Origin of the sequence: Paenibacillus daejeonensis DSM 15491 (genome assembly GCF_000378385.1) — a bacterium.
GTDB lineage: Bacteria > Bacillota > Bacilli > Paenibacillales > Paenibacillaceae > Paenibacillus_D > Paenibacillus_D daejeonensis.
The window spans coordinates 112,024-125,786 of the sequence record NZ_KB899662.1 but is presented as its reverse complement, the minus strand read 5'-3'; the positions used below and the strand labels follow the sequence as shown (position 1 = coordinate 125,786).

Sequence of the window (13,763 nt, the reverse complement as noted above, 5' to 3'; positions counted from 1 at the left end):
CTGGCGAATAGGAGGTAACAGCCAAAATGAGTAATCAGCGTACGCGTGTTACGGTTGATATATATGGGCATCAATACAAGCTGGCAGGGGATTCGAGCATCGATGAGATGAAGCGTGTCGCTGCGATGGTTGACGATAATATGAATAAAGTGGCCAAAGGCTATCCCCGTCTCGACTTGCCGAGGATCGCTGTACTGGCAGCAGTACATATGGCCGACGAAGTGTTTCGTCTGCGGCTGGACAGTGAGCAACTGAGCCAGCGTGAAGCGGATAACCAGGCACTTGCCGAGCAACTGGAACGTGAGCAGGCCCAGTTTCAGTCGACACGCGAGGAGCTCGCTGCGGCTGTATCGCAGGCGGAGGAAACCTTGCGCCGTGAGCAGTCGGCACACAAACAGCAGCTGGAGCAGACGCGTGCCCAATTGACACGGGAATTGGCAGAGCAGGAATCCTCATTCAAGAAGCAACTGCAAGCGCAATCTTCTGCAGCGGAAGAGACGCGCAAGAAGTTGGAGGAGCAGCAGCGGCAGCAGGTCGAGAAGCTTAAAACCGAGCAGGCGCAGCACCTGGAGGCGTTGAAGCAAAAGCAGGCACAGGAGCTGATGGAAGCCGAAGCGGCCAAGGCTGCGGCTCTGGAACGGTTGCAGGAAGAGGCGGCTACGGAGCGTGAGGCGCTGCTGGAGCAATTGAAAAGTGAGCAAGAGGAGGAACTGGCGCGTCGAGAAGGCATTTGGCAGAATCTGTTCGACGAGTCATCCTCCGTCTGGAAGCGGGAACGTACCGAGTTACAGAGACTGATTGAGGAAGAGGAGAACCGCAGCTCCGAATGGCGAGATAAATACGAGAGCCGGGAATCCTATTGGAGCAACCTGCTTCGAGACAAAGAGCAAAAATGGCTGCAGGAGCGTTCCGAACTGGAGCAGGCGCAACAAGCAGCGGCTGATGAGCTGGAAGCCCGTTGGAACGAGCGGCTGAAAGCGGCTAATGCGCAGGCGGAGCAAGAGCGGCTGCAGGAAATTGAACAGCTGCAGGTACAGCACGCAGGTGAAGTGGAGCGGCTCAAAGAAACGCATCGTCATGTCTCGCAGACCCACCGTGAAGCGGCCGCCGAACAGGCCAGACAGCTCGAGGAAGTGCAACAGCAGCTGGAGCAGCAGCGCCAGGAGGCGCAGCAGTTGGAAGCACGGTATGCGCAGGAGCTGGAAGCTGAACGTCAGGCCCGCAAGGAACTGGAGATCCGGCATCGACAGCGTCTGGAGGAGCTGCATCAGACCCATCAGCAGGAACGCAAGCGGATGGAGCAAGGACATCAGCAGAAGCTTGGCGAGCTGGAGCAGGCCGGGAAGCAGGCCGAGCAACGGCGTCAGCAGATGGAAACGAAATGGCAAGAGCAGTTGGCAGCTGCCAAACGGGAACATGAGCAGGCTGCGGCTGCCCTGCAAGAGCGAATTGATGCAGCGGAAGCTGGCATGATGCAGGCGATGGAGCAGGAGGAAGTGCTCCGGTCCACGCTGGAGGGTATGGAATCCGAACGGCTCGCTACCGAGCAACGGGCAGAGGCTTCAGAAGTGCTGGTCCGTCAGTTGGAAACAGATCGCTCCTCGATGGAACAGGAAATCTCGGCCTTGCGCGAGCGGCTGACCGAGCAAGAAGCAGCAGCAGAGCGGGAATCCGCAGAGCATCAGCAAGCCTCGGGTCGATTGCATACGCGTATCGAAGAGCTGGAACAGCAAGCCGGCAAGTTGACCACGAGAGGACAACAGCTGGCTGAGGAGCTAGGACAAGCTCGTGCCGAGCAGACCAAGCAGCAGGAGCAGATCCAGGCAGCCGAAGAACAGGCGATGGAATATCTGATCGAAATTGAGTCCTTGCAGGAACAGCAGACAAGCAGCCAGCATCACCTCCAGCAGCTGGAAACCGAGCTGTCTGAGAGCCGGCGTCTTACGGAAGTGGTGCAGGCTGAGCTGGATGAGCTGCGGGGTAAGGAAGAGCTTCTGCGGACGGAGCTAGAAGAGGCACGGAGTGCTTCGGCAAATCTGCAGACCCAGCTAGAGGTTAGTGAGCAGGCGGCAACTGCCCTGCAATCTCGCTTGGCCGACAGTCAGCAGGCCGAGGAAGCTCTGCGGTCGGAATTGGCTGAGCGTAGTCAAGCTGTCGAGGCGCTGCAGGCAGAACTCTCAGAACGCAGTCAAGCCACGGAGCAGTTGCAGGCTGAGTTGTCGGAGCGTGGGCAAGCTGTCGAGCAGTTGCAAGCGGAACTATCAGAACGCAGCGTAGCAACTGAGCAACTACAAGCCGAGCTATCGGAACGCAGTCAGGCGACGGAGCAGTTGCGAGCGGAGCTGTCGGAGCGCAGTCAAGCTGTGGAGCAACTGCAACGAGAACTGTCCGAACGCGATCACAGCACTGGCTCGCTGCAAACGGAACTGGCGGAGGCCAGAGGTGTTACAGATGAGCTCCGTGCTCGTTATTTGGAGGAACAAGAGAAGCAGCATGCCCTCCAGAGTGAGATCGAAAACAAACAAGCGCTCCTCGATCAGACGGTGGCGAGACTTGATGCCAGTGAGCGGGCTGCTGCAGAGCTGCAAGACGAGTTGAGCAGCAGTCGTCAGGAAACGGCAGCTCTGAGAGAACGGACTGCGGACCGTGAGCAGGAGGCGGCAGAGCTCAACGAATTGCTCGCCGCTTATGAGCAGTCGGAACAGGAACAAGCAGCCCGGGAGGCCGAGTTGGCTCTGAAATTGGAGAAACAGCTGGGACAACTGGAGGAGTCCGAGCGTCGCAGCTTGGCAGCGGAGGAATTGCTGACGGCACAGAGCGAAGCGGCTGCGACCCTGCAAGCTCAGCTGGAAAAGGCCGAGGAGCAGGTGGCAGCGGCGGCAGCCGTAGAGTTGGAACTGTCCGAGCTGCGCGAGCAACGTACGGTGGGACAACTGGCTGTGCTGGAAGCCCAGCGGCTGGCTCAGGCGGCTGGAGAAGAGCATCAACAGCTCGCCTCGAGATTATCGCAGCGGGATGGGGAGCTTCAAGAGCTGAAGGAGCTGCTGGAGGTATATGAGCAGCAAGACCAAGAGCGCACTGTTCGGGATCGCGAGCTGGCTGCCGAGCTGGAGCGCTTGCAGCGCAGACTCTCCGAAGTACAGGAGGAGCGGGCAGCCGACCAAGCGTCAGCTGCAGCTCGCGAACAGCGGGAGGCTCTGTTGCAAGCGAAGCTGGAGTCGGCTGAACAGCAGCTATCCGAAACGTATGACAGCCTAGAGCAGGAGCGCCAGCAGTTGGAACAAGTCAATGAGCGACTGCAGGCACAGGAGCTCACGGTTGATGAGCTGCGGCAGGAGCTGGAGCTGACCCGCGCTTCAAGTGGAGAGAGCACAGCTCAAATGGCGGCCCTGACGGAAGAAATTGCGATGCTGCGTTCACGTGCCGAACTAGCCGAGCAAACGGCTGAGCGTTACATCGAAGCCGAGATGCATTGGCGTGAAGCAGAGTTGGAGCTTCAGGAAGAGAAACGTGAGCTGTATCAGCAGGTAGAGCAGGCTCGTGATGAGCTGACCCGATTGAACGAAACGCTGGAAGGGATGAAGACGGCGGAGATGACCGCTACCTCCATAGAGGATGATTTCCAGGATCTGCGTGAGCAGCATATGAAGCTGCGGACCGAATACAATAAGTTGCAGACGGAGTACAATGAATGGATCGAACTTATTGAGCAGAGCTAAGCTAGCGCAAGCCGTTTAACAAGGGATTGTCCGGAAGGTCAGAGAATGCTGACTTCTGGACACCCTTTTTTATTATCGGGGCCCCCGCAAAGGTTCTGGCTAAGCTGGCATAGGGTGGATGGGCACTCGACTCCCAGCCGACTGCCTATAGCTGCCAAGCCATCAAAAAAGAACCCTCGCAATGGAGGGTTCTTACTCTACGGCTGGTAGCCTGAATCTATACTATTCTACGATCAGTGTGCTGACCATTTTGGTATGGCCGGTGCCGCAAGGGATGTTGCAGACGATTTGATACTCGCCCGGAGCGTCGAACGTGTAGTTCATGGACTCGTCTTTTTTCAGTTTGACATCAGTATTGTTGATCGAGATGCCATGGTTGCCTTGCGTACTTTTCAGCGTAATGTTGACAGGCTCGCCTTGTTTCACGCGGTATTCCGACTGGTCGAATTCCCAGTTGGTGGCTTCAATGACCACTTCTTGAGCAGCAGCGTCGTTGCTGGCACCTGTTTCAGAATTAGCCGGTGTGTTGGCTGGTGTATTGTTGGTGTCTGCACCGTTGCCTCCGCCACAAGCAGCCAGCATGATGGCCAGTGCAAACGCAGTTACAGCTACCGATAATTGTTTTTTCATACGTGGATTCCCCTCCATATAGGTTGTACTAACAGTTCTATTATAGTTTACAAATTCGTCAATGTCGGTGTCAAACTGATGAAGGTAATATGAACAAATCATGAACTTTACACACGATGTCACTTCTTGGCCAAAAAACAACCCCTGCTCCTTCGGGAGCAGAGGCGTGTGGGGGGCGAGCGTCAGCTGCGACGGCTGCGGCCTGCATCATACGGTGTGGAAACCGGAATGAACAGGTCGATGATGCCGATCAGCAAGGCAGCCAGGATGGCGCCGAGGATCGTGACTTCAAAGTTGCCGACGATAAACTGAGCGAGCCAGATGACAAGCGCGCTGACGAGGAATCCGACGATTCCCCGGCCAAAAGGATTGACACGCTTGCCGAAAATGCCTTCTATGATCCAACCGAGCGCGGCGATAACGAGCGCAAGCAGCAAGGCGCTCCAGAACCCGCCGATGCTGAAGCCCGGTACGATCCAGCCGACGACCATCAGGACGAGAGCGGCTACGATGAAACGGATCACATGTCCGAGAAAACGCATAGGTGACAGTCCTCCTTATTCGTGGTGTATAGCGGTTGCTCCCTCAGTTTTCCCCATTCGCGGAAGAACCATGCGCTCCATGCTATCGGAATCATTGGGTCATGGCATCGGCTGGTATCATCGGCTATAATAGAAGACGGAAAGGGGTTGTATCGGGGTTGGACAATAAAATTTTGGCTACATTAGAATATCCCAAAATTATAAATAGATTGCTGCAGCACGCAGCTACTTCTCTCGGACAAGAAAGAGTGGAAGCGCTGCGTCCAGCAACAGAGCTGGAAGAAGTGAAACAGCGGCTCCAGGCAACGGATGAAGCCTATAAGGCTGACCGGCTGAAGGGCAGCGCCCCGTTCGGCGGCGTGGTCAATATTGCGGCCTCGCTGCACCGGGCCCGCATTGGAGGGATGCTCAACAGCGCGGAGCTGCTGGATATCGCCACAACCGTGCGCGGCGCGCGCCGCGTCAAACGTCATGTCATTCAGCTGCATGAGGATGACGCAATTCCGCTCCTGGCTGCTCTTGCTGGCCAAATCTCCGAATCCAAGTCGCTGGAGGACGAGATTATGGACTGTATCAATGAGCATGCCGAAGTAATGGACAGCGCAAGCGCGGCATTGGCTGCGATCCGCCGTGAGCTACGTCAAGGCGAAGGACGGATCCGCGAGAAGCTGGAGCAAATGATTCGTTCGAGCTCGGTCCAGAAAATGCTGCAGGATGCGATTATTACTCAGCGCAACGACCGTTATGTCATACCTGTGAAGCAGGAGTACCGCTCTCACTTCGGCGGCATTGTCCATGATCAGTCAGGTTCTGGTGCGACGCTGTTCATTGAGCCGGAAGCGATGGTGACGATGAACAACAAGCTTCGTGAGCTGCGGGCCGGAGAGCAGCGGGAGATCGAGAAGATCCTCCAGATCCTGACTAGCAAGGTAGCAGAGTATGAGGACGAGCTGCTTGTCGATCTTGATTTGTTGGGTCAACTGGATTTTGCTTTTGCCAAGGCCAGACTGGGGCATGAGCTCAAAGGCACCCTGCCACGGATGAATGACCGGGGCTTCCTGAAGATCAAGCGCGGCAGACATCCGCTAATCGCCCCGGAAGCCGTTGTGCCGCTGGACGTGGAATTGGGCAATAATTACACAACGATCATCGTGACGGGTCCCAACACCGGCGGTAAGACGGTATCGCTTAAGACGATTGGCCTGCTGAGTCTGATGGCGATGTCCGGCTTGTTTGTTCCGGCCGAAGATGGCAGCCAGCTCTGTGTGTTTGATGCCATTTATGCCGATATTGGAGATGAGCAGAGCATTGAGCAGAGCCTCAGTACCTTCTCTAGCCATCTGACCAACATTATCCGTATTCTGACCTCCATGACGCCCAAGAGTCTTGTTCTGCTCGATGAGCTGGGCGCCGGTACAGACCCTGCCGAGGGCTCTGCGCTGGCTGTCGCTATGCTGGAGCATATTCACCGCACCGGCTGCCGGATGGTTGCTACGACGCATTATAGCGAGCTCAAAGCGTATGCCTATAATCGGGCAGGCGTTATTAATGCCAGCATGGAGTTTGATGTTCAGACGCTTAGTCCGACCTACAGGCTGCTTGTTGGGGTACCAGGTCGAAGCAACGCCTTTGCCATCGCTGAGCGGCTTGGCCTGTCCAAGGACATTATCGATCACGCGCGCGGCGAGGTCAGTGACGAAGACATGAGAGTCGAGCACATGATCGCTTCGCTGGAAGCTGATCGTATCCAGGCAGAGCGCGACCGCAAGGCCGCCGAGCAGCTGCGCAGGGAAATCGAAGCCCAGCGTTCCAAGCTGGAGGAGCAGCAGCGGCGCTTTGACGAGCAGCGGGAGAAGCTGTTGGAGAAAGCAGGCGAGGAAGGCCGTCAAGCCGTAGCCAAAGCGACTCGCGAAGCCGAGGAGATCATTGCTGATCTTCGCAAGCTGGCGATGGCCGAAGGAGCTTCGGTCAAGGAGCACAAACTGATTGAGGCAAAACGCAAGCTGGACGAAGCTGCGCCGAAGCAGCAAGCCCGCAAACGTCCGGCCAGTATTCCTGCACCACAGAAGATCGAGGCCGGGGATGAAGTGGTTGTTCACAGCTTCAATCAAAAAGGCCATGTGGTCGAGATGAGCGGTAAGGAAGCATTGGTTCAACTCGGCATTATGAAGATGAAGGTCAGCCTGGACGATTTGGAGCTTGTTCACCGCAAACAGTCCAAAACCCAGCAACCGCAGCAAGCAGCAACTCTGAAACGTACACGTGATGACCAGGTTCGTTCCGAGCTGGACCTGCGGGGGGCTAATTTGGATGAAGCGCTGATTGAGGTAGATCGATTCATGGATGAAGCTTTCTTGGCCAATATAGGTCAAATCTATATTATCCACGGCAAGGGAACCGGTGTGCTGCGAACCGGCATTTCCGATTATTTACGCAAACACCGTCATGTGAAGAGCTACCGACTCGGGAACTATGGTGAAGGCGGGAACGGGGTCACCGTTGCAGAACTCAAATAGGGAGGGAAGGGCATGCTGGAGGAGGTTGATTGGCTGTTGAACAATCCCTACATTGCATCGCTGGCCGATGTGTCGGTCGCTGTAGTAGCGTTGATTGTGTGCCTGTTCCTTTTTGAAATTGTAGCCCGCTACAACTGCTGGAAGGAAATCAAGGAAGGCAATCTCGCTGTAGCGATGGCAACCGGAGGCAAGATTTTCGGGATATGCAACGTATTTCGATTTTCGATTGAAGCCAATGAGACAGTGTACCAGAGCATGATCTGGGCAGGCTTCGGGTTTGCTATTCTGCTTGCAGGATATTTTTTGTTTGAGTTCCTGACACCGGTGTTCCGAATTGATGAGGAGATCAAGAAAGACAACCGGGCCGTAGGCCTGATTGCGATGTTAATTTCGGTCTCCCTCTCCTATATTATCGGAGCGTCTGTACTGGCTTCAGGGATGCAGTAAAAAGGAGTGGCATCATGAAATATCTATGGGGAATATTGCTGTGCGCGGCCATGGTATTTATCGCGCTTGGTGTGATCTATTTAGCGTAGCGAGGAGGCTATTTTGAATATGGAAGAAGCCGTTGTGTGTCCGTGGTGTCACACGGAAATTACGTGGGACGAGGAATTGGGACCCGAGGAATACTGTCCGCACTGTGAGAATGAACTGAAAGGCTATCGTACGATTCAACTAGGTGGCGAGGAAGAGGCGGACGACGAGCTGTCGCTGGATGACGGTCTGGTATCGGATGAGCTCCATGATGAAGAAATGCTGCAAGAGGAAGATGGTTCATCTTCATCAGAGGATACAGGATTCCGCCGGACAAACCGCACGCTGCTAGCATACCAGGCTACTGTGGAGCGGTTGCTGGAGAAGCAGGAGGAAGTACCGGAATGTTCGTCTTGCCGTGAATACATGCTGGAGACCGGCAGACAGACGGTGCAAGCGAGCGAGGGCTATGAGCCTGCAACTGTTCCCGGTTCTGATCTGGCTCTGCTGCCAAGGCCATATGTAGCTGTGGAATATGTCTGTCCGACTTGTTTTCAGGTGCAGCATCGCGTAGCGATTGCTAATCGTGAGCTGCTGATCCGGCAGCTGAGCGAAGCCGCAGACCGAGATTAGCAGCATGACCCCTCCTGCTTTTGGGTACCTTAGCTAAGGTACCGAGAAAGAGGAGGGAATGCTTGATGGAGCAAGGGAAGACCACCATTGCTTCCAGATTGTATGACTGGATTCGAAGCACCAAGTCAGCGAGTCAGTCAGACGATGCTGCGAGAACGTCCGGAAGACATCAAGGCGCCTTGGACGGGCAGGCCATCCTGCTATTAACCGTACAGGGAATGTATGCTGCAGCCACGGCGCTTTCCGGCACGTTCGTGCCCGTCTATCTCTGGAAGACGAGCCAGTCCTTTATGCTAATCGGCTGGTTCACTTTGTTTCAATATGCTGTATCGGGACTGACGTTTTGGCTTGCAGGCAAGTGGGTCAAAGAACGGAACAAGATGAACAGCTTGCGTCTGGGCATTGTCCTTTCGGGCATCTTTTATTGTTCCATTTTGCTGCTGGGTGCTGCAGCGGTACGCTATATTGCCTTGCTCGGGGCTTTGAGCGGCTTGGCATCCGGCTTTTTTTGGCTTGCCTACAACATTGTGTATTTCGAGATCACCGAACCGGATAATCGGGATAAGTTCAACGGCTGGGCCGGCTTGCTCGGTTCGGGAGCAGGCATCTTCGCGCCATGGATTTCAGGGATGCTGATTGTAGCTTATGCGGGTGGAGCGGGCTACCGGATCATTTTCACGATTTCACTGACCATTTTTGGTGTTGCCGCAATCCTTAGCTTCTGGTTGAAAAAACGCAAAACGGAAGGCAAATACAGCTGGCTCTACGGCTTCCGTCAGATTGGTGGTTCTGATCCGGGGTGGCGCGCCGTGTTTCTATCGCTGATGGCTCAGGGAGTAAGAGAAGGGGTCTTTATGTTCTTGATTGGCCTGCTTGTCTATCTGGTCAGCAGGGATGAACGGATGCTTGGCAGCTTTTCACTTTGGACATCGCTTGTTGGACTGGTTGCCTTCTTGCTGGTGGGTCGTCTACTGACAATGAGAAGACGCAGTACCGCGATGCTGATAGGTGTCATTATGTTAACGCTGGTCATTGTGCCGCTGCTGTGGCGTCTGGATTATACCACGCTGCTGGTGTTCGGCATCGGTACGGCCCTGTTCTTGCCGTTGTATTCCATCCCGATGACATCCTCTGTATTCGACCGGATTGGCGCTACGGCGGAGGCAGCAAGTCATCGTGAGGAATATATCGTACTGCGGGAGCTGGGATTGGTTTTGGGGAGATTACTTGGCTTGGCTGCCTATCTGATCCTGGTATCGCGAACCAGTCAGCCGCAGGCCTTCATCTGGCTGCTGCTCGGCGTCGGCGTGATGCCGGTCGTAGGATGGTTCTGCATTCGCAGTTATTTGCGGCGGCAGCTTGCTTAAGGTTTAACATGGAGAGAGAGGAACGGGACATCATGCGAATCGTTCAAAATATTACGGAACTCATCGGCGAGACGCCGGTCATTCGGCTGAGCCGCTTGGTGCCGGAGGATTATGCAGAGGTATTGGTTAAGCTGGAGCGGTTCAATCCCAGTGGCAGTGTCAAAGACCGTGCGGCCTATGCACTGATTGCGGAAGCGGAGAAGCGAGGACTATTGCAGCCGGGCTCTGTTATCATCGAGCCTACCAGCGGCAATACAGGAATCGGCTTGGCGATGAATGCTGCAGCCAAGGGCTACAAACTGATCCTGGTCATGCCTGATAATATGACACAGGAACGGATCCGTCTGCTTCAGGCGTATGGCGCGACCGTTGAGCTGTCGCCTGCTGCAGAACGGATGCCGGGCGCGATTCGCAAGGCGCTGGAGCTGCAGCACGAGCATCCCGGCAGTTTTATTCCCAATCAATTTGAAAACCAGGCAAACCCGGATATTCACCGGGTGACAACTGCACCGGAGATTCTCCGTCAGACCGAAGGCCGTCTTGATGCCTTTGTAGCGACTGCGGGGACGGGAGGCACGGTAACAGGAACCGGCGAGGTGTTGAAGGCTTCTATTCCCGATCTGCATATTGCTGTTGTAGAGCCGCAGGGATCACCGGTGCTCTCGGGTGGCAAGCCGGGTCCCCACAAGCTGGTAGGCACGAGTCCCGGCTTTGTTCCGGCCATTCTGAACACCTCAGTCTATGATGAAATCGTACAAGTATCCGACGAGGATGCTCTTACCACGATGCGGGACCTGGCACGCAAGGAAGGGCTGCTGCTCGGCCCCTCGTCTGGTGCTGCCGTCTGGACTGCGATTCAGCTAGCCAGCCGCCTGGGTTCCGGCAAGCGCGTACTGTGTATTGCTCCCGACACGGGGGAGCGTTACTTGAGTATGGGGATTTTTTGAGTTTTTTTAACTCCGCTTACGCTCCAGCGTTCCAGCTCCTCTTGCACAATCAGACGACGCTCGCGAATGTATGCGCGGATAAACTCCGGTTCAGCGGAGAATACACCGTAGTCCCATTTGCGAGTGGCGTCCATTGTGATGGCCGTGGCGATGCTATGATGCATCGCCTCTACCACTGGCATCAGCGCTTGTTCAGTGAAATCACTCTCCAGCAATTTTTTCAAGATTTGACGATACTGCTTCCGGTAAGTCGGGATAGCCAGCAGCTTGCGGGTGAGATGATTGTACCCCTGGATGCGTACCAGATCGGTTTCACATGGCCTCCCATAACAATTCCGTCCCCAAGTGCCTTCATAATCCCACGGCATCATTCGGTAAATACTTCGCGAGCTTCCCTCATACAAGGTGTAGTTTTGCTCAAATCCATCATAATTTCCTGTCAGTACAGCGCCAGCCAGCCAGCGCAGATAGATCGGGATATCCAGCCGTTCGGTCAGATGCTTGCGCAATGCGCCGCCTGACAGCCGATGCAGGCCACGGATGAAGCCGACAAGCCGCTGCTGCGAAGCACGGGTCCCCAGCATTAACTCGTAGCCTTCCCACAACGATGATTTTTTTTTGCCTGTCTCGGGATCAGATAGACCAAAATTGGCATTGTCATTGACCGCATAAAAGATGGAGCGGCAGGCGACCCGGCGTTTACGGAAAAAATGGCGATCGACCGATTCAATTTCTAAATAAACGCCGATGGGCTGGCCGTTCCATTCAATCCAGCAATGCTTGGTCTTAGGCGCGAGTACCCCGATGCGGTTAAAAAATTCAAAGGAAAGCGCATTTCGAATCATCGAAGGATCATCATATTCTGCATTCCAATGCCGAATGGATCCATCCTCCAGATGAATTTCATACGATTTTTTGGGGTACGTCCTTGTATGCCCACCGCGATGTCGCAGCTTGCCCCGCATCCACCGGTTGTCGAGCTCCAGCGATACCTCAATAAATTCAGTGCTCCAGGGATCCATGGCCTGGAGTTTTTTCAGCTCTTCTGTGGCAATCATCAGACGTCTGGCGGGTAATCCTCCTGTCGACATGCTTACCATCTCCCTGGCGTAGCGTAATGCTATACCTTATTCCGGGCGACTGACTATGGTCACCTCCGCTTTGGTCAATAGTTGTCACTCTAGTAAATGGCTGAAGCGAAGTTTGTTTTTAATAGAATTGGATGGACACCCCGTTCCCTCTATCCATCCTGTTTCATATACATAGAGTATGGCTCGTACGTTCCTAAGACGGTTATGGCAGCTTGCGTAGAGTGGATACGTACGTTTGGCCAGGCGAGGACAGGCATCCAGGGGATACAAGCTGCCAACAATCTGGATCTGGAGGGATCGAGTATGAAAATCAAGTGCTGTGGCTCACACGTCGGCGGGCAGGAGAGACGGCATCCTGGTCAATTTGTTGGGAGCGAGGTAGAGATCAGATTTGGAGGCGGCGATTGTCTCGTGGGCAGGCTGGTAGCCATTTGTGGCGATTATCTGGTACTCAAAACACGCCACCATCATATTGTGTATGTCAATGCACGGCAAGTGAGAAGCATAACCGAGCTCCGTTGCAGCCATCGGAGTGTTGGACATGTCAAATTCATCCGTGCTCATAATTTCCACGGCGTCATTCGCGAATTGCGCCTGCAATTTGTGAAGATTGATCTGGGACGGGCGGATAAAGTCAAAGGCTTCATCAGCGAAGTGGGCCCTAACCAAGTGCTGATTGTGGACGACAATCAATTGACACAAATCCCGATTCATCAGATTCGCGCAATCAGCCCTGTCTGCCAAAGCCGTGGACACCGCTCCGGCGGCCATCGGACTGGTGGTCATCACACTGGTGGTCATCGGACAGGCGGCCACCGTTCATGCGGTCACCGCAGCGGCGGCAGCCGGGTCGGCGGTGAATTCGCTGCCCCGTGCAGAAACAGAACGACGGGAGTAGGCGGACAAATGACGGGTGGTATCGGCCGGACACCAGGAGTCGGTCCGGTAACGACTTATAGCCGCAAGGCTGGGGTCAGCCGTGCCGTACGGCCCCTGAAGCGTCGTTCAGCCAAAAGATAAGAAGCGTCTGGGACCGTCTTGCGGTTTTTTCTTCCGCAAGGCGGTCCCCTACATATTTTTGAAGTGTAATGTTCATAATATAGTTGGCTTTCCAGCATTACCATGGACTGAACAGAGGAGGAAATTAGCGATGATGCAACCAATCACAGCCAAGGAGCTGGAGTATCTGGTAGACTCCATGTCCAACGAGGATCTTCTGATGAAGCAATGTGCCGTTACAGCGGCTACTGCAAGCAATGAGGCGCTCCGTCAGCAATGTTTGCAGTTACAGCATATGCATCAGCAACATTATGATGCGCTGCTTCATGCGCTTCAGCAGCATCAGCAGATGGCACCTACGCAGCCGCAGCAATAAATCAGAAGCCTGGCGAGGCAACCATAAATAAGGAGGGACTTCCTTTGTACCAGCACAATCAGACAATGATGCCACAAGAAGATATGGCGTATACCGTACTTTCCGATCTGAAGCGCGTAACCAGAGAGTACGCAACGGCGGCTACCGAATCATCATGCCCAAGCATCCGCAGCCTGTTCACCAATCTGTTGAACAGCACGCTCAAGATGCAAGGCGATTTGTACCAGACGATGCAGCAGGCCAATATGTATAGTACCGCTTCCCCTGCGCTTCGTCAGGAGATCGACAAGCAGTTGAAGCAAAATCAGCAAACCAAGCAAAAAACGGAGCAATTCCTGCAGCAAACGACACAAACCGGTGGTCAATTCGTCCAGCACGTGATGCCTCAGCAGACACATCAGGCACCGACCCAGCCACAGCAAAATCCATATTATATGTAAGTATGAGAGCGGACTCCCGAAGAGTCCGC

General features: G+C 54.6%; 12 protein-coding genes. 9 read left to right on the top strand and 3 right to left on the bottom strand.

Annotated elements, in window-relative coordinates:
- Positions 1–26 precede the first annotated feature (26 nt).
- Complete coding sequence (gene zapA / locus F556_RS0114000; protein WP_020617595.1) at positions 27–3,719, top strand: cell division protein ZapA; 3,693 nt, start codon at positions 27–29, stop codon at positions 3,717–3,719.
- A gap of 222 nt (positions 3,720–3,941) precedes the next feature.
- On the opposite strand, the gene F556_RS0113995 is transcribed toward zapA, so the two are convergent.
- A complete protein-coding gene (locus F556_RS0113995; protein ID WP_020617594.1) occupies positions 3,942–4,349 on the bottom strand; it encodes a cupredoxin domain-containing protein in 408 nt (135 codons plus the stop codon).
- Positions 4,350–4,531: 182 nt separating this feature from the next.
- Positions 4,532–4,891 (bottom strand): phage holin family protein, encoded by a 360-nt coding sequence (locus tag F556_RS0113990; RefSeq protein ID WP_020617593.1) that lies wholly within the window; start codon positions 4,889–4,891, stop codon positions 4,532–4,534.
- Between the two features lie 158 nt (positions 4,892–5,049).
- Between F556_RS0113990 and F556_RS0113985 the strand changes: the two genes are divergently transcribed.
- The 5 genes from F556_RS0113985 to cysK all read left to right on the top strand — a co-directional run bounded on the left by F556_RS0113985 (position 5,050) and on the right by cysK (position 10,828).
- Positions 5,050–7,407 (top strand): endonuclease MutS2, encoded by a 2,358-nt coding sequence (locus F556_RS0113985; RefSeq protein WP_026297290.1) that lies wholly within the window; start codon positions 5,050–5,052, stop codon positions 7,405–7,407.
- Between the two features lie 12 nt (positions 7,408–7,419).
- Positions 7,420–7,854, top strand: a complete 435-nt coding sequence (locus F556_RS0113980) for a DUF350 domain-containing protein (RefSeq protein WP_020617591.1) — start codon at positions 7,420–7,422, stop codon at positions 7,852–7,854.
- Between the two features lie 108 nt (positions 7,855–7,962).
- The gene (locus F556_RS0113975) at positions 7,963–8,514 is read left to right on the top strand and encodes a hypothetical protein (protein ID WP_020617590.1); all 552 of its coding nucleotides are present in this window, start codon (positions 7,963–7,965) and stop codon (positions 8,512–8,514) included.
- Positions 8,515–8,579: 65 nt separating this feature from the next.
- Positions 8,580–9,881, top strand: a complete 1,302-nt coding sequence (locus tag F556_RS0113970; RefSeq protein WP_020617589.1) for an MFS transporter — start codon at positions 8,580–8,582, stop codon at positions 9,879–9,881.
- Positions 9,882–9,913: 32 nt separating this feature from the next.
- On the top strand, positions 9,914–10,828 hold the full coding sequence (cysK, locus tag F556_RS0113965; RefSeq protein ID WP_020617588.1) for a cysteine synthase A: 915 nt from the start codon (positions 9,914–9,916) through the stop codon (positions 10,826–10,828).
- Here the strand turns inward: cysK and F556_RS34035 are convergent.
- Positions 10,804–11,919, bottom strand: coding sequence for a CotH kinase family protein (locus tag F556_RS34035; RefSeq protein WP_051108717.1), 1,116 nt, complete (start codon positions 11,917–11,919; stop codon positions 10,804–10,806). The genes cysK and F556_RS34035 overlap by 25 nt on opposite strands.
- A gap of 204 nt (positions 11,920–12,123) precedes the next feature.
- On the opposite strand from F556_RS34035, the gene F556_RS37770 reads away from it, so the two are divergent.
- The 3 genes from F556_RS37770 (at position 12,124) to F556_RS0113945 (ending at position 13,734) form a co-directional block, all read left to right on the top strand.
- Positions 12,124–12,939: a hypothetical protein gene (locus F556_RS37770; protein ID WP_157272759.1), complete on the top strand. Its 816-nt coding sequence runs from the start codon at positions 12,124–12,126 to the stop codon at positions 12,937–12,939.
- Between the two features lie 130 nt (positions 12,940–13,069).
- Positions 13,070–13,294: a hypothetical protein gene (locus F556_RS0113950; protein WP_020617585.1), complete on the top strand. Its 225-nt coding sequence runs from the start codon at positions 13,070–13,072 to the stop codon at positions 13,292–13,294.
- Positions 13,295–13,338: 44 nt separating this feature from the next.
- Positions 13,339–13,734 carry a spore coat protein gene (locus F556_RS0113945; RefSeq protein ID WP_020617584.1) on the top strand — a complete coding sequence of 132 codons (396 nt, stop codon included), beginning with the start codon at positions 13,339–13,341 and terminating at the stop codon, positions 13,732–13,734.
- The last annotated feature ends 29 nt before the right edge of the window (positions 13,735–13,763 follow it).

What these genes read in the sequence shown, in the direction of transcription:
- zapA (WP_020617595.1), top strand. Translation starts at nt 27, where the DNA reads ATGAGTAATCAGCGTACGCGTGTTACGGTTGATATATATGGGCATCAA.
- F556_RS0113995 (WP_020617594.1), bottom strand. Translation starts at nt 4,349, where the DNA reads ATGAAAAAACAATTATCGGTAGCTGTAACTGCGTTTGCACTGGCCATC.
- F556_RS0113990 (WP_020617593.1), bottom strand. Translation starts at nt 4,891, where the DNA reads ATGCGTTTTCTCGGACATGTGATCCGTTTCATCGTAGCCGCTCTCGTC.
- F556_RS0113980 (WP_020617591.1), top strand. Translation starts at nt 7,420, where the DNA reads ATGCTGGAGGAGGTTGATTGGCTGTTGAACAATCCCTACATTGCATCG.
- F556_RS0113975 (WP_020617590.1), top strand. Translation starts at nt 7,963, where the DNA reads ATGGAAGAAGCCGTTGTGTGTCCGTGGTGTCACACGGAAATTACGTGG.
- F556_RS0113970 (WP_020617589.1), top strand. Translation starts at nt 8,580, where the DNA reads ATGGAGCAAGGGAAGACCACCATTGCTTCCAGATTGTATGACTGGATT.
- cysK (WP_020617588.1), top strand. Translation starts at nt 9,914, where the DNA reads ATGCGAATCGTTCAAAATATTACGGAACTCATCGGCGAGACGCCGGTC.
- F556_RS34035 (WP_051108717.1), bottom strand. Translation starts at nt 11,919, where the DNA reads ATGTCGACAGGAGGATTACCCGCCAGACGTCTGATGATTGCCACAGAA.
- F556_RS37770 (WP_157272759.1), top strand. Translation starts at nt 12,124, where the DNA reads ATGGCAGCTTGCGTAGAGTGGATACGTACGTTTGGCCAGGCGAGGACA.
- F556_RS0113950 (WP_020617585.1), top strand. Translation starts at nt 13,070, where the DNA reads ATGATGCAACCAATCACAGCCAAGGAGCTGGAGTATCTGGTAGACTCC.